This is a genomic window from Kluyvera sp. CRP (assembly GCF_019930565.1).
Classification (GTDB): Bacteria; Pseudomonadota; Gammaproteobacteria; order Enterobacterales; family Enterobacteriaceae; genus Kluyvera; species Kluyvera georgiana_A.
Genome location: NZ_CP082841.1, coordinates 3189148 through 3204057 on the forward strand (window position 1 = coordinate 3189148; position 14910 = coordinate 3204057).

Below are 14910 nucleotides of genomic sequence, written 5' to 3' on the forward strand. Positions count from 1 at the left end.
TTATGCCCTGTTCAGACGAGGGCTTTATTCCACCGGCAGCGGCAGGCGCTGCTCAATCACGCCGCCGCCCAGGCAGACTTCACCGCGATAGAACACGGCAGACTGGCCCGGAGTGACTGCGGCAACAGGTTCATCAAAACGAACCTCAATACGTTCTGCATCCAGTGCGGTGACGGTGCACGGGATATCCGTCTGACGGTAGCGGGTCTTCACGGTGCAGCGGAAGGTGCCGGTGACCGGTTCGCGATCCACCCAGTGCAGCTGTTGGGCAATCAGACCCACCGACATCAGACGCGGGTGATCGTGACCCTGAGCGACAACCAGAATGTTGTTCTCAACGTCTTTATCGACGACATACCACGGATCTTCGCTGCCTTCTTTGGTGCCACCGATGCCCAGGCCTTTACGTTGACCCAGCGTGTGGTACATCAGCCCCTGATGGGTGCCAATCTCATCGCCATCAACGGTGATGATTTTACCCGGCTGTGCGGGCAGGTAGCGGCCAAGGAACTCGCGGAATTTGCGCTCGCCGATAAAGCAGATACCGGTAGAGTCTTTTTTCTTCGCGGTGATGAGATCCAGCTCTTCGGCGATTTTACGCACCTGCGGTTTTTCCAGTTCGCCAACCGGGAACAGGCTTTGCGCGATCTGTTCGTGGCCCAGCGTATAAAGGAAGTAGCTCTGGTCTTTGTTGCCATCAAGGCCACGCAGCAGTTGGCTTTTACCGTTGACGTCAGCACGGCGCACGTAGTGGCCGGTGGCGATGTAGTCGGCGCCGAGGTCTTCTGCAGCGAATTCGAGGAAGGCTTTAAACTTGATCTCTTTGTTGCACAGGATGTCCGGGTTCGGCGTACGGCCCGCTTTGTACTCCTGCAGGAACAGTTCAAAGACGTTGTCCCAGTATTCGGCAGCAAAGTTCACGGTGTGCAGCTCAATGCCGAGCTTATCGCACACCGCCTGCGCATCGGCAAGGTCGGCGGCGGCAGTACAGTATTCCTCGCCGTCGTCTTCCTCCCAGTTCTTCATGAACAGGCCTTCTACCTTATAGCCCTGTTGTTGTAACAGGTAGGCGGAAACAGAGGAATCAACACCGCCGGACATGCCGACGATCACTTTTTTCTGGCTTTCTGACATTGGAATACTCACGACATTGGACTTCAAGGCGGCATATTCTAGCACGCAGCCCGTTACTTGGCACCCTCGGTAAACGGCCAGTTAAACGCGCCAATTAATGACAGCGGATAGCGCTCGTTCTGCTGATAGCAACGGATGCTTTCCGCCACCAACGCAGAGCGCAGATTTTTCGCCTGAAGGATCTCTTCCGCGCTGACCCACAGGCAGCGATCGATATCACTATCGTGCGGCTGGGTAGGGCACAGATCGTTAAGTTCAATCGCAAAAAGGAAACGCAGAAACGGCGTACGGTCCGGGGCAATCCACTGGTGCAGACGGATAAAGTGCTGCGGCGTTGCGCGAATGCCGGTCTCCTCCCATAGCTCGCGTTCGGCGGCCTGTACCAGCGTTTCATCGGCTTCCAGATGGCCGGCTGGCTGGTTCCATAGCGCTTTACCGTTGATGGTTTCTTCAACCACGAGAAATTTGCCTTTGGCGTGGACCACGCAGGCGACGGTAACGTGAGGTTTAAACATGCGGCATCCTTATCGGGGGAGAGAGACGATAAGGATATAAAGAAGAGGTGGGGGAAATCAAACCTTCGCCGGTGAACTCCAGCTCTGTTGCAAAAGAATGCCTTTATTATCGCTTAAGGTGACGGTGATTTGCGTCCATTCGCCGTGGGGGATATCCAGCATCATGCTGGCTAGCGGCTGCGGGTGCTGCCCTTTTATAATCACATTGCCGCTCTGGCTGCTGTTGCTCTGCCCCGACTGCCCCTGATGAATCACGTTAATGGTCATCTGGCAGCTGCAGTCATCCGTCAGCGTGGCCATGGGGGTAACCACCAGCGTATCGTCCTGCTGTTGGGTTTCAAACCACAGCTGGTTGCTGAGCGCAGCGGCAATAAGCAGTAGATGCATAATCGGCCTCGTCATTGAGAGAAAAAAGCCGGATGAATATTCATCCGGCTGTGTGGGTCAGTTCTGATTAACGAAAGAGGTGTTGCCGAGACCGGATTGTTGAACGTAGGTCACAGCGGTGTTGTGTGTCTGGTTGACGTTACTGAAGTTACCGGCATTCGTCTGAGCGACTAAGATAGCTGAATCATTAGCGCTTTGAGTGACGTAAGATTTGTTCGAGCCCACAGTCTGCTGCACATCCACAATACTGTTTTTACCCGCCTGAACAATATCAGACAAATTGAGGTTGCCTGTCTGTAGCACCGAACTTGAATTACCGGTACCGGATTGTTTAACGCCGGAGCTGTTGGCGATGCCGTCTTGTGACACCACAATCGCATTACCCGCGCCGCCCAACTGCTGTGTTGCCGAAGAGGTATTATTCGTACCTTTCTGAGTCACACTGATTGAACTGGTTGTACCGTTCTGTGTGGCCAAAGATTGGTTACCCGTACCATACTGGTTGACGAATACCGCGCTTTTGGTCGCCGTCTGGTTTACCGTGGAGCTACCATAATTGCCGTACTGATGGACGTCAATGACGGATCCTGATGAGCTTGCCTGGTTAGCCTGGGAGAAGTTGCCGGTGCCCGGTTGGTAAATATGGATGGCCTGATCCCACTTACCGTTTTGCGGCACGATAGGTGCTTTGCCCGTAATCAGCGGGATGTCTGGAAGCGTAACGCCAGAGCCGCCGGAGCTACCCCCTCCTGGAGGCCAACTACCACCGCCTTTATCCTCATTCCCGGCGACTGCGACCCCAGAGACTAACAGCGATGACAAAATAACAATTTTCCACGTTTTCATTGAGATACCCCATAGGTTTAGAGATTGGTCAATCAGTTAAAACACTAATTTTGGGTAATACGAATTGCCATTCCTGCCGAATTTTGCACAACGGCCGCGCCGCGGCTTGTGCCTGTTTGATTAATCTGCGTAATATTGCCAACGCCTTTGCTGACAATCTTCGCAGAGTTATCAAAACCGGTTTGTGTAACATCCGCCTGATTTGCCGAACCTACCTGGACCAATACAGCAGAATTATTCGTCCCTGATTGACTCACCGTCGCGTTGTTACCGTTACCGTATTGAGCTATTGCCGCGCGATTATTAAAACCATTTTGGTTTAATATCGCGTTGTTATATCCACCAACCTGGGAAATAGAACCGTAAATATGCGAGCCTGACTGATTAATAGCCGCGTTATTACCACTGCCATGTTGACCAGTAATCGCTACCATATCGTGGTTCTGACGATATTGATTCAGCCCCGAAAACTCAGAGCCAGCAAGATCGCCTCCCGCGGTCGCCAGATATGAACAGCCCAATAAGGGTATTATTAATAACCACTGTTTCATAATGGCACCTTGATTTAACCAACGGTTAAAGTCAGGAGTTAAACCAGCGATACCCTAATCCGTGACGGAGTGCGGTAGCGCTGATTTATGGATTGAGTATGTCCAGGAGATATATTCCCTGTTTTCGCCTGGATTACGTATTTTGAAAAGACACGTCAGTCAATAGTATGAGGTTCCAGGGATGAGATAGCAGGCGCGGTGTGGTAGTCAGCCCATGTTAATTAGCCCGGCGATGGTGACTGGGTAAACGTATTTGTTGTAGGTCCTAAGCTAAATTATTCCACGCTAAGCCCCATCGTGGAAAATAATGTTTACAGCGAGCGCCATTTTCGGCAGCAGCTGGCATATCTTGAATCGTCTGGAGTGTAAATACGCATACTAATACAGTCCTTATGGGAAAGGATAAAACGCATTTTTTTATATAAATCATAATGAATAACGCATTTTTCTGAAATAAAATGACATGTTCTTGTTACATTTTGAAACACAAATAGTTCTTGCGATAAAAATTCGAATGTCTAGATTGAACTGTATTGCAGCACTTTGGGAAGAAGCACGCCTTCTGTGCTTTACACCCTTTATTGTCATACTTATTAATTCAGCAACTACACAGAACCGCGACTCTTTCTGCATATGCATATTACCTGCATAGCAGAAAGAGTCCGCGTTCAGGGCCGCAATCGGGATGGGATTTCATAATGCCGAAAGAAACTGAACAGGTGCATAACGATATTTTGCTGTTAATAACAAGACCGTCATTGCAGGCAACTGCTTTGGTTCATCAACTCAAAACATCGTTACCAATAAATGTCAAAATACAGAATGTTCAAAGAATGCTTGAGCAACCTGACGCCGAGCGCATTCTGGTTCTGTTTGATCTGAGTGAGTCAGATAAAAAAAGAACGCTACTCTGGCAAAGCGAACTCCGGCGATTGCGAGAAAAAGTCAAAGTATTGTTGATTAATATGCCAGAGGACTATCACTTTCATGAGGTTGAGTCCTGGTTTGGAATCAGCGCCGTTTTCCATCTTTCCGTGGATGAACAGACTTTAGTGAATGGCATTCGCAATGTGATGAACGGTGGTTGCCATTTCCCTCACGATCTTACCAGCTATCTTATTAATCAGTCAGGCAGTTATCGATACCATGACGATACCAGCGGCCTGACACAACGCGAGAAAGATATTCTTAATAAACTGCGCATGGGTGCTTCTAATATTGAAATTGCCCGTCTGCTATTTATTAGTGAGAATACTGTGAAAACACATTTATATAATCTTTTTCGCAAGATATCTGTAAAAAACAGAACGCAGGCAGTTACCTGGGCCAACGAAAACCTTAGACGCTAATCATGAAAAAATTGATAGTGGTAATGGTGGCATTAATGATGCTACTGGTAATCCGCACCAGCGCTGCAGCAGAAATAGAAGTGCCGGGGCTGGTGACGGATAATACTATCACTCGCGTGGGGCACGATTTTTATAGAGCATTCACCGAACACTGGGAGGAAGAATACCCCGGCGCCATTACGATTAATGAACGGCCCAGCGCCCGATGGGGCAGTTGGATAACCATTAAAGTCGATCAAGATTTATTGTATCAGACGTTCTTATTTCCTGGTCACAATGACTTTGATAAACAAGTTAATGTCGCACTAGCCTCCGTGTATGAGGCTTTGCAGAAACGCGCCATTAATAAAGCGTTATTAAATACCGGCGACTTAACCAAAGATGAGTTCTAGGAGCATACTATGAAAGTGCTTTCTCTGATTCTTGGCATTGGTTTTTTATCTACAACCGCCCAGGCTGGGAACCTGACCTTCCAGTTTATTAACCCTAATTTTGGCGGCAACCCCAATAATGGTTCTTTTTTGCTTTCGGAGGCTAACGCGCAAAACTCCTATAAAGATCCAAATGCTTACGACTGGAGCAGCGCAACATCAAGCTCATCGCTTGATAATTTCACCTCTGCTGTTCAATCACAGCTCCTTGGCAGCCTGATGGGCAACCTTTCTAGCGGTAAACCCGGACGGCTGGTGACGAAAGACTTTATTGTTGATATCACCAATACCGATGGTCAATTAATGATGAATATTCTTGATCGCTCTTCCGGAAAGACTTCCTCTATTCAGGTCAGCGGCCTGAGCAGTGTTTCAACATATTAATCAGTGGCGAGATGCTGAGATGAAAAATATAACCGGCGTTGTGGTCATTTTAATTAGCCTTTTGATGTTGACGGGCTGCATTACCTCTCCACCTAAACAGGCGGCAAAACCCACGCTGTTGCCGCGCTCGCAGAGTTACCAGGATCTAACGCATCTGCCGCCACCGCAGGGGAAACTGTTTGTCTCAGTTTACAATATCCAGGATGAAACCGGGCAGTTCAAACCCTACCCGGCGAGTAACTTTTCAACCTCGGTCCCGCAGAGCGCCACCGCCATGCTGGTTTCGGCGCTGAAAGACTCCAACTGGTTTACTCCGCTGGAGCGTCAGGGACTACAGAACTTGCTCAATGAGCGCAAAATTATCCGCGCGGCTCAAGAAAATGGCACTGTCGCGGAGAATAATCGCAGTCAGCTGCCATCGCTGGTGGCGGCAAATATCCTGATTGAAGGCTCGATCATCGGTTACGAAAGTAATGTGAAATCGGGCGGGGCAGGGGCGCGATACTTTGGCATTGGCGCCAGCACGCAGTATCAGCTCGATCAGATCGCCGTTAACCTGAGGGTGGTTAATGTTAGCACGGGCGAAGTCCTTTCTTCCGTGAATACCAGTAAAACCATTCTCTCCTATGAGTTCCAGGCCGGCGTATTCCGCTATATCGACTTCCAGCGTCTGCTGGAGGGGGAAGTGGGGTATACGGTGAATGAACCGGTGATGCTGTGCCTGATGTCGGCCATTGAAACCGGCGTCATCTATCTGGTCAATGACGGGATTAGCCGCAACCTGTGGCAACTGAAGAATGCCTCAGATATCAATTCGCCGGTACTTGAAAAATACAAAAGTATCATCGTTCCCGATATTTCCTGATATCTAAGGCCTGGCGAGCACTATTCGTGCTCGCCGCTGGCATCCCGCCATTCGCCGTTGCCGAGGTTGTCGAGCGTGTAGCCACCCATTGCATAACGAATTAATCGCAGCGTCGGGTAGCCTACGTGAGCGGTCATCCGCCGTACCTGGCGATTGCGGCCTTCATACAGCGTCACTTTCAGCCATGCCGTCGGGATGGATTTACGCTCACGTATCGGCGGGTTACGCGGCCACAGCCACTCGGGTGCGTCCACGCGTTCGATACCGGCCGGTAGCGTTGGCCCATCGTTCAGGGTGACGCCATGACGCAATGCGTCTATTGCCTCGTCCGTCGGTTCTCCTTCGACCTGAACGTAATAAATTTTCCCCGTCCGTTTACCTGGCTGCGTGAGCCTGGCCTGTAAAGCGCCATCGTTTGTTAACACCAGCAGACCTTCACTGTCGCGGTCAAGACGTCCGGCAGCGTACACATTTTGCACGGGAATAAAATCTTTCAGCGTGCTGCGGCCTGCTTCGTCGGTAAACTGCGGCAAAACATCATAGGGTTTATTGAACAGAATGACGCGTTTTGGTTGGTTATCCCGGCGCGGCTTAGCGCCTTGTTTCGAGCTGAATCGCTCAACCCGGTGTTTTCTAAAAGAAGTTTTAATCATAGTATTTTCAGGCTTTATAGATTCGCGCATTATAGCCTAAGAACGAGAGTCTTTCATGGCGCCAAACAATCAGGTAGTATTGACAGGCTTATTACAAAACATTAACAAAAATGCTCTAACTCTTTGTGTTGCAGGAAGACGGTAAGACAGTGCATCTCCAGACTCGGTGGAGTGGGTGTAGTAGCGGCAAGAACCTGTGGCGTAAAGGATGACGAGCACACCAGTAGCGCTCGAAGGAGAGGTGAATGGAAAGCAAAGTAGTTGTTCCGGCGGAAGGTCAAAAAATCACCCTGAAAGACGGCAAGCTGAATGTGCCACACAATCCGATTATCCCATTTATTGAAGGCGACGGTATCGGCATTGACGTGACTCCGGCAATGCTGAAAGTGGTTGATGCCGCTGTTGAGAAAGCCTACAAAGGCGAGCGTAAAATTTCCTGGATGGAAATTTACACCGGGGAAAAATCCACTCAGATCTACGGCCAGGACGTATGGCTGCCAGCAGAAACGCTGGATCTCATCCGTGATTACCGCGTTGCTATCAAAGGCCCACTGACCACGCCAGTTGGCGGCGGCATTCGTTCTCTGAACGTTGCGCTGCGTCAGGAACTCGACCTGTACGTTTGTCTGCGCCCGGTTCGTTACTACCAGGGTACTCCGAGCCCGGTTAAACACCCAGAACTGACCGATATGGTTATCTTCCGTGAAAACTCCGAAGACATCTATGCGGGTATCGAATGGAAAGCGGACTCTGCTGACGCTGAGAAAGTGATCAAATTCCTGCGCGAAGAGATGGGCGTGAAGAAAATTCGCTTCCCGGAACATTGCGGTATCGGCATCAAGCCGTGCTCCGAAGAAGGGACCAAGCGTCTGGTGCGTGCGGCGATCGAATACGCGATCACCAACGACCGTGACTCTCTGACCCTGGTGCACAAAGGCAACATCATGAAGTTCACCGAAGGCGCGTTCAAAGACTGGGGCTACCAGCTGATTCGCGACGAATTCGGCGGCGAACTGATCGACGGCGGCCCGTGGCAGAAAATTAAGAACCCGAACACCGGCAAAGAGATCATCATTAAAGATGTGATCGCCGATGCGTTCCTGCAGCAGATCCTGCTGCGTCCGGCTGAATACGACGTTATCGCCTGTATGAACCTCAACGGTGACTACATTTCTGACGCCCTGGCGGCGCAAGTTGGCGGTATCGGTATCGCACCGGGCGCCAACATCGGTGACGAGTGCGCACTGTTCGAAGCGACCCACGGCACCGCACCGAAGTACGCAGGCCAGGACAAAGTGAACCCAGGTTCTATCATCCTGTCCGCAGAAATGATGCTGCGTCATATGGAATGGTTCGAAGCGGCTGACCTTATCGTTAAAGGTATGGAAGGCGCTATCAACAACAAGACCGTGACTTATGACTTCGAACGTCTGATGGAAGGCGCTAAGCTGCTGAAATGTTCAGAGTTTGGTGACGCGATTATCGCGAACATGTAATCCAGATTCTGGGTTGTATGCGAACGGGAGCCTGATGGTTCCCGTTTTTTATTGCTGAAGAAAATCTTTCCCCAAAACTCTCCCCAAAATGTTTCCCCAAAACCCCTCTGGAATCACCCTGTTTTTGAATCAATAACGACCCACTCTTTACCTCTGTCATCATTGTACTTATCAGTCATTTTCCGTGATTTATGCCCAAGCAGTTTCTGCGTATCTATTCCTTGCTCTCTATACAGTCGTTCAGAAAGGGAACGCTGCTCGTGGAATGTTGGTGCAGTACCTTTCTCCCATTCAATACCGCATTTTTCCCTGGCCTTTTTGAATGTGGTGGTAAGACTGCTTGATGAGACGCTTCCTCCTCTTACAGATTGTGAAGTTGAATGGCGAAAATGAACCAGGTATTTACTGACCACCGCATCACGACATTTTGAAATGACCTCGCGCAATGTCATGTTCAATGCTTCACACTTTAAATCCAGAGGTATAGCAAGCCGTGATCCTGTTTTTTCTTGCTGTACATGAAGCATGTCATCCCAAATATCGGAAAACTGCATTTTGCATATATCACCCAAACGCTGGCCGGTAACTAATGCCAGCAACATTCCACTTTGCAAGTACGGTTGCTGATTCTGCGAGGCTTCATAGATTTTCATCCATTCCTCGAATGATAGCCTTTGCCTTGTTACTTTATGTCGTGGTTGTTTAGTTGCCATCGCAGGGTTGTATCCTGGTGGAACGTGACCTGCATGCTGAGCCTCTTTGAATACATCAACCAATACCAACCGAACAACCTGAGCCATCCTGTTGTGCCCCTCGGCCTTTATGGCATCAGTAATTTCGGCGATATCCAACGTCGAGATATCTTTTAGGTGCTGCATTCCGCAATGTTCTCTAAATAACCGCAAAGGCTTGCCTTTCTGTAGATAGGAATTTCTCCGGATCTCGCCAGTTTTCAGCCTTTCTTCCTGGATGGTGACGTATTTATCGATCCATTCAGACACGGTGATATCACTTCTTTTTCCCTTCATTCTGGCGAGGCGGTCATTAACGCTGAGAATTTGTCTTGTTCTCTGCTCGGCAATGATTGTGTTTGCTTCTATGGCCACTTGTTTTGCTTCAGTTTCATCTGTTCCAAGACTATGAAACCTTCCTGAAACAGGATGCTTATATTGCCAGTAGACCTTTCCTGTCCGCTTATCGAGTTTGCAGTAAAGGTTAGGTATAGAAATTTTATGTGTCCGAGGTCTAGCAGCCATCAGCTATTATCCGTTTTAGTCTGGGGTTTGAATTTGCAGGAAGCGCAGGTTCAGCAATTACCCCAACGTAACGAGCCTCCCTGTCCACCATCCAGCACCGGCCGACCTTAACAGCAGGTGGGGCGATCATTTTTCCTTTGGCGTACTTTTTAAGGACCCGCTCGCTAGGTGCCTGCTCTCCAAACTCTTCTTTAGCCCAGTCAATTAAAGACATCATGCGTGACATAGGGTTCTCCACTTAAACCGGCTGCACCCGGTTATCGCTAGATGTTCATTAACGCTGTCGGCCAGCTGCCAAAGCGTCCGTTGATTCTGGTAGTGGTAGGGAGAATAGAGGTCCTGGCTCTACATCGAACCGCCGCCAGCGAACATCACACGTCCTCTCTTCATTTGGTGATGTCCATGCCACCACATCTGCTACCGGCTTGGATGCCGCTTCCCTGAATGCCTGAAGCTCACTAAGGGCTATAACCACCTTTTGACATTCGTTAGCAACATCTACAGAGCCAAGTTCACTCTGTATTTCGTAGTGGGCCAGCATCGCGGCCAGTAATTCATCCAGTTCTTCATTCGTCAGGCGTTCATGCACCACTTAAAAATCTCCAATTTACATTTGCTTCTGTCATAGCCAGCTCATAAATGCTCGCTACCTGCGCGCCAGTATAATGTTTCCAGATTAGTGGAATGACGACCTCGCGTGCTTTTCGAAGCGCCCGCAGCTCTCGCATCAACGACAGCAACTTTGGAGCCATGCCTCCGTCACGCTCTAACTTCCATATCATCTGGTCCAGTTCTTCATCGGTTACTGGTGCTTGAGGGGCTGTTAAGTTGGTTGTCATGCTGCACGCTCCTGTTTATGCTGCGCTGCCGGGTTAAGCCATAGGCATTCAGTGCGCACTTTTGTGCCACGCCCAGCGCTGATGCGAGAGCCTTTTTCCATCTTTCTCCATCCGGTTAATAGGTCGTTATAGACCTCGTGGTCATACCCGCTAATCATCACCATTCCGGCCATCGTTCTGGCCACAGACAAAAGTTGCTCATGACCTTCCATTGTCATCTCGTGGTTGTAGTAGCGATTCCCCTGTATCCGCGTTTCTGCGACGTACGGCGGGTCAATGTAATGCAACGTGGTTTCGGCATCGTGTGCACGCATCACTGCCAGTGCATCTTTGTTTTCGATGATGACACCCTGCAGGCGCTAGCAGACTGCCGACAGGTTTTCCGGGTAGCGCTCCCACAAGTGCGCCGCCGTAGCGTATTTACGTTTACTGTCGCTACGGAATCCAGACTGACCGCCGATACCAGCCGCGGAGCCGAATCCCATGCAGGCACGTACAACCATGCGGCGGGCACGCTCTACGGGCTCCATAACGATCTCTCTGGCTGCGCAGAATTCATCACGTGAGTAAGGCGTTAATGCGCAGGCATCGCGTAGGCGCTGATTCATGTCTGGGTCGCGCAAGACCGTAAACAGGTTCACTACCTCGCTATCAAGATCGTTATAAACCTCTGAATAGCTGCGTGCCTTTTGCATCAATACGCCAGCGGCACCGCCGAACGGCTCAACGTAGCAAACATGCTCTGGCATCTGGCTGATAATCCACGGCGCGAGGCGGAACTTTGCACCGTGATAACGAATAGCTGGGTGCTTGATTGTTTCGCTCATTGTCCTTCTCCTTCGATAACCTGGATGATAGCCACCTTTATGAATGAGTTAGCAGCCATCACAGAGCACCTTCGCTAATCACGACGGCAGTTGTTGGGGCCAGCTCACGCAGTTCTCTTTGAGCTGACAGTACGTGAAGGTTGCATGGTGACTTGGTATGTCGCTCAGTGACCCGATCACATTCACGCGCCCAGTTGATAACGTCTTCGGCAAGAGCCTTACGCTGTTCCATCGATTCACACAGCGCTACGCTGGTAATATCCAATCGGTTGGCCAACTCGTTCATCAGCCACTGAGAAGCAGGTGGAAGAAGCGGGGCGGCTTTACGGGCAGCATCAATCAGCTGCTCTCTAGTCATGCGTGGTTGTTGCTCTGAAACGACTACTAAGTTGCCCATTGTTAGTTTCTCCGTGTTATATACGCCCTGCACGGCGCTGAATTTTGGTTGCACGAATCCCTCACCAGAAGGTGATTAAAAGTTTTGGGTTTCGTTTCACTAAGCACCCAGTGGAGGGCACTTAGTGAAACGGGCGACTGCAATCGCCTGTTAGCTTCTCCACTCAACTGGAAGCGCGCTCCGGTTGGCTGATTTAACGACTGACACACTTAACGAAATGGACAGAACGCGCTTTCAGTTGAGTTCCTGACTTTTACCCGTCTCAGGTCGGGTGGTATTGTTGACAGTCTCAAACATCCAAAGGAGCTGGTATGGAGAACGACAATCTGGACATCAGGCTTAAAGCAATTGAGTACGCGATAGGGCGTATAGCTACAGCCATAAGCGAGGGAACATCACCCAAAGAGTTCGTTGAAGAAACTAAACGACTATCAACGCAGCTATCTTCAGGATTTTATAACCCGCAAAACGAAGCCATTGTCAGACAAACTATCATGCTTTTAGACCCTCTAAATGGCGATCCTTGGGATAGTATTCCCTAAGTACGGCACCGCTACTTATGCATGCTTTTAGCCACATTAAGCAAGGTGGTTTATGCTATTTCCCAACAACAAGGATTCGGTTAATCTGGATATCCCCAACAACAAGCCGAGTATTCATAGTGATTGCTGAACTTTCAGCGGCTTTGGCCGCGATCAAGGAGACTGCTAGTCTCGCCAAAGCCATAAATGACGCCAAGACTGATGCGGAAATTAAAGCTGCGACAGTCGAACTTCAAAGCAAGCTTCTAAGTTTACAATCAGACTGTTTTTCTCTTGGAGATGTCATTCGAGGCAAAGAAGAGTTGGTTGCGCAACTACGCTCAAAACTTGCAGAAATTGATGATTTTAAGCAGTCCTCAGTTGGGTATGTGCTAACTAAAACTGCTGCTGGGACAATGGTATACTCAAAAAATGCAAGTAATGAAGAGTTTGTAATAAATGCATGCCCTCAATGCTTTATGAATAACCAATTGTCGATGTTACAACCAAGTCCTAAAAATCATTCGATGGGAGGATATTTCATTCATTATTGTCCATCATGTAAAAGTGAATTCAAAATGGATGAAGTTCCGCCAATTGAGCCAGTTCAAATGACTAGACGAACAGCTCGTAGAATTTAATATTCATGAAATTATCAATTATGTTAAAGAGCGAAGCGTCCTATTGGCGCTTTTTTGTTGTCTGCGAATCACCCGGTCATTCATACGTCACAGATTTCTACTGAGTGAACATCCTGCTTGCTCGCTGTTAGTAATCAAAATCTAACTTAACTTAGTTTCATGGTCAATAGAAAACATCAAACTTTTCTTAGCTTGATGTTTTGGAATCTAATGAAAATCAAAGTTCGTATTGAACGCCTTTGACTACGCCAATAATGAGGCAGTTACCATTGATGGGGATGTTAGGATAGCGTGGATTCAAGGGGACTAAGAATTTCTGAGGGCCATCAATAACAAGCTTTTTAACAGTAGCTTCGTTGGTTCCCTCTAACCGTGCGACCACAATTTTTCCGTTCGACACTTCTGCATCAGGATCAACTATGACGGTAGCTCCCTGAGGAATGGTAGGTAGTCCATTGGGATTTGTCATGGAGTCCCCCTTTACATCAAGAGCGAATGATCTGTCACTGATGCGCAACGAGGTCTCCACCCAACGTACAGCATCTTCGATGCTGTGCGTCTGTGAGCTCTCAGTAAAGGCACCTGCCTGAACCCAAGAAATTACAGGGATTCTCCGCATGCTTGTTATCAGCTTATCTTCGAAGTTAGTTCCATAAAGGATGTAGTCTGTTGAGGTATTGAAGTATTTAGCGAGCTTTGTCAAAGCTTCGCCACTGGGAGTATTTAAATCTTTCTCCCAGTAGCCAACTGCAACATCACTTACGCCGCAAAACTTGCCCAACTCCTTCTGGGTCGTTTTCGTTATGCGTCTGAGAGCCTTAATTCTCTGGCCAACTGATTCCATTTTTTACCCTTAGTGTTACAAAGCTAAGTAATCTTAGTTTTTGTTGACCAAACTTAGATTGATAATTAATATCTAATAAAACTTAGTAAATGGAGGCCCTATGACCACTGATGATATTGAAAAGCACTTCGGTAGTACCGAGAAGGTTGCTGATTTTTTTGGAATAACTAGTGAAGCCGTTTACCAATGGCGAAACAGACCTGGGCGTTTGATTCCGAAAGGTCGAGCAGCTGAGGCTGCTTATAGGACTAATGGAAGACTCAAGTACGACACAAGCCTTTATCAGAAGTCTACTAAGTCCAGTGTTTGAGCATAACTACCAAAGGAAAAACAACATGGTAGACAGCATAAATACAGCAATCCGCCTGATGTGTAAGGCACATAAACATGGTCGTTTAGGTATGGCTTCTGATTTAGGGATGACTATCGACCAATTCCACAACCATCTGTACCAGAAGTGCGGGAGTCGTTTTTTCACAGTAGCTGAGCTGGAGCAGATGCAGTCTCTATCGAACAGCTCTTACCTGGCTGCATACTTTGCTGGCCGTTGCGGTAAATGGCTGGTGGACGTTCCGAAGGCAGACAGTATCGACAACGTTGATCTCTTCGATATCGAGATGCAGGTGACAGTGGCAGCTGGCGAACTGGCATCCGCGAAGATGGCCGCTGTAGCCGATGGGGTGATCGACACCTCGGAGAGCAAAACCCTTTCAGATTTATTCAGTAAGAAACTCCGCCACCAGATTCATGGGTTTCTGGGCTTCATGGCGCTGTACGGCGTGGGTGTTTCGGATCAGGCAGTGGATGTTTTCGTTTCAACCGGCAGAAAAGGTGACGCCCCGAGTGTGCAGCTCGAGGCGTCTGGTGCGCCGGTTCTTTAAGTGGAGAAACTAACGCATGAACAGTTTAAACCGATTCAGACCAGCTAAGCAATTCAGATGCCTGCCGCTGGTGGGGAAGAACTCCCCGTTCGG

21 protein-coding genes and 1 pseudogene are annotated in these 14910 nt (G+C 48.9%); 9 read left to right on the forward strand and 13 right to left on the reverse strand.

The window, feature by feature from the left end:
* Nucleotides 1-24: 24 nt before the first annotated feature.
* The 5 genes from mnmA to K7B04_RS14920 are packed head-to-tail and all read right to left on the reverse strand — an operon-like array spanning nt 25 to nt 3433.
* Nucleotides 25-1134: a tRNA 2-thiouridine(34) synthase MnmA gene (gene mnmA / locus K7B04_RS14900; protein WP_223802360.1), complete on the reverse strand. Its 1110-nt coding sequence runs from the start codon at nt 1132-1134 to the stop codon at nt 25-27.
* Nucleotides 1135-1187: 53 nt separating this feature from the next.
* On the reverse strand, nt 1188-1649 hold the full coding sequence (locus K7B04_RS14905; protein ID WP_223802361.1) for an NUDIX hydrolase: 462 nt from the start codon (nt 1647-1649) through the stop codon (nt 1188-1190).
* Nucleotides 1650-1706: 57 nt separating this feature from the next.
* Entirely contained in the window at nt 1707-2036 is a 330-nt protein-coding gene (gene csgC, locus K7B04_RS14910) for a curli assembly chaperone CsgC (RefSeq protein WP_223802362.1), read from the reverse strand.
* Nucleotides 2037-2093: 57 nt separating this feature from the next.
* Entirely contained in the window at nt 2094-2882 is a 789-nt protein-coding gene (locus tag K7B04_RS14915; RefSeq protein WP_163448069.1) for a hypothetical protein, read from the reverse strand.
* Nucleotides 2883-2926: 44 nt separating this feature from the next.
* Nucleotides 2927-3433: a curlin gene (locus K7B04_RS14920; protein ID WP_223802363.1), complete on the reverse strand. Its 507-nt coding sequence runs from the start codon at nt 3431-3433 to the stop codon at nt 2927-2929.
* A 698-nt stretch (nt 3434-4131) separates the two neighbouring features.
* Here K7B04_RS14920 and csgD point away from each other — a divergent pair.
* The 4 genes from csgD to csgG are packed head-to-tail and all read left to right on the forward strand — an operon-like array spanning nt 4132 to nt 6462.
* On the forward strand, nt 4132-4782 hold the full coding sequence (gene csgD / locus K7B04_RS14925) for a biofilm master transcriptional regulator CsgD (RefSeq protein ID WP_163448798.1): 651 nt from the start codon (nt 4132-4134) through the stop codon (nt 4780-4782).
* A 2-nt stretch (nt 4783-4784) separates the two neighbouring features.
* Entirely contained in the window at nt 4785-5174 is a 390-nt protein-coding gene (gene csgE / locus K7B04_RS14930) for a curli production assembly/transport protein CsgE (RefSeq protein ID WP_223802364.1), read from the forward strand.
* Nucleotides 5175-5183: 9 nt separating this feature from the next.
* Nucleotides 5184-5597, forward strand: coding sequence for a curli production assembly/transport protein CsgF (gene csgF, locus K7B04_RS14935; RefSeq protein WP_163448796.1), 414 nt, complete (start codon nt 5184-5186; stop codon nt 5595-5597).
* 19 nt (nt 5598-5616) lie between these two features.
* Nucleotides 5617-6462, forward strand: coding sequence for a curli production assembly/transport protein CsgG (csgG, locus tag K7B04_RS14940; RefSeq protein ID WP_163448795.1), 846 nt, complete (start codon nt 5617-5619; stop codon nt 6460-6462).
* A 20-nt stretch (nt 6463-6482) separates the two neighbouring features.
* Here the strand turns inward: csgG and rluE are convergent, their stop codons facing one another.
* Nucleotides 6483-7145 carry a 23S rRNA pseudouridine(2457) synthase RluE gene (rluE, locus tag K7B04_RS14945; protein WP_223802365.1) on the reverse strand — a complete coding sequence of 221 codons (663 nt, stop codon included), beginning with the start codon at nt 7143-7145 and terminating at the stop codon, nt 6483-6485.
* Between the two features lie 215 nt (nt 7146-7360).
* Here rluE and icd point away from each other — a divergent pair, with 215 nt between their 5' ends.
* Nucleotides 7361-8611, forward strand: a complete 1251-nt coding sequence (icd, locus tag K7B04_RS14950; protein WP_064546336.1) for an NADP-dependent isocitrate dehydrogenase — start codon at nt 7361-7363, stop codon at nt 8609-8611.
* 113 nt (nt 8612-8724) lie between these two features.
* On the opposite strand, the gene K7B04_RS14955 is transcribed toward icd, so the two are convergent.
* The 6 genes and pseudogenes from K7B04_RS14955 to K7B04_RS14980 form a co-directional block, all read right to left on the reverse strand.
* On the reverse strand, nt 8725-9867 hold the full coding sequence (locus K7B04_RS14955; RefSeq protein WP_223802366.1) for a phage integrase Arm DNA-binding domain-containing protein: 1143 nt from the start codon (nt 9865-9867) through the stop codon (nt 8725-8727).
* Complete coding sequence (locus K7B04_RS14960) at nt 9857-10093, reverse strand: excisionase (protein WP_223802367.1); 237 nt, start codon at nt 10091-10093, stop codon at nt 9857-9859. The genes K7B04_RS14955 and K7B04_RS14960 overlap by 11 nt, the downstream gene beginning before the upstream one ends.
* A gap of 48 nt (nt 10094-10141) precedes the next feature.
* Nucleotides 10142-10459, reverse strand: a complete 318-nt coding sequence (locus K7B04_RS14965) for a hypothetical protein (RefSeq protein WP_223802368.1) — start codon at nt 10457-10459, stop codon at nt 10142-10144.
* Nucleotides 10449-10706: a hypothetical protein gene (locus K7B04_RS14970; protein ID WP_223802369.1), complete on the reverse strand. Its 258-nt coding sequence runs from the start codon at nt 10704-10706 to the stop codon at nt 10449-10451. The genes K7B04_RS14965 and K7B04_RS14970 overlap by 11 nt, the downstream gene beginning before the upstream one ends.
* Nucleotides 10703-11533: pseudogene (locus tag K7B04_RS14975) on the reverse strand (DNA adenine methylase). Before K7B04_RS14975 ends, K7B04_RS14970 begins: the two are co-directional and overlap by 4 nt.
* Before the next feature lie 58 nt (nt 11534-11591).
* A complete protein-coding gene (locus K7B04_RS14980; protein WP_223802370.1) occupies nt 11592-11930 on the reverse strand; it encodes a hypothetical protein in 339 nt (112 codons plus the stop codon).
* A 311-nt stretch (nt 11931-12241) separates the two neighbouring features.
* Here K7B04_RS14980 and K7B04_RS14985 point away from each other — a divergent pair, with 311 nt between their 5' ends.
* Together K7B04_RS14985 and K7B04_RS14990 are read left to right on the forward strand one after the other, a co-directional pair.
* Complete coding sequence (locus tag K7B04_RS14985; protein ID WP_223802371.1) at nt 12242-12472, forward strand: hypothetical protein; 231 nt, start codon at nt 12242-12244, stop codon at nt 12470-12472.
* A 119-nt stretch (nt 12473-12591) separates the two neighbouring features.
* Nucleotides 12592-13092 (forward strand): hypothetical protein, encoded by a 501-nt coding sequence (locus K7B04_RS14990; protein ID WP_223802372.1) that lies wholly within the window; start codon nt 12592-12594, stop codon nt 13090-13092.
* 217 nt (nt 13093-13309) lie between these two features.
* Here K7B04_RS14990 and K7B04_RS14995 read toward each other — a convergent pair whose 3' ends face one another.
* Nucleotides 13310-13936 carry a LexA family transcriptional regulator gene (locus K7B04_RS14995; RefSeq protein ID WP_223802373.1) on the reverse strand — a complete coding sequence of 209 codons (627 nt, stop codon included), beginning with the start codon at nt 13934-13936 and terminating at the stop codon, nt 13310-13312.
* Nucleotides 13937-14036: 100 nt separating this feature from the next.
* Here K7B04_RS14995 and K7B04_RS15000 point away from each other — a divergent pair, with 100 nt between their 5' ends.
* Together K7B04_RS15000 and K7B04_RS15005 are read left to right on the forward strand one after the other, a co-directional pair.
* On the forward strand, nt 14037-14246 hold the full coding sequence (locus K7B04_RS15000; protein WP_223802374.1) for a Cro/CI family transcriptional regulator: 210 nt from the start codon (nt 14037-14039) through the stop codon (nt 14244-14246).
* Nucleotides 14247-14271: 25 nt separating this feature from the next.
* Nucleotides 14272-14817 (forward strand): YmfL family putative regulatory protein, encoded by a 546-nt coding sequence (locus tag K7B04_RS15005; RefSeq protein ID WP_223802375.1) that lies wholly within the window; start codon nt 14272-14274, stop codon nt 14815-14817.
* Nucleotides 14818-14910 lie beyond the last annotated feature (93 nt).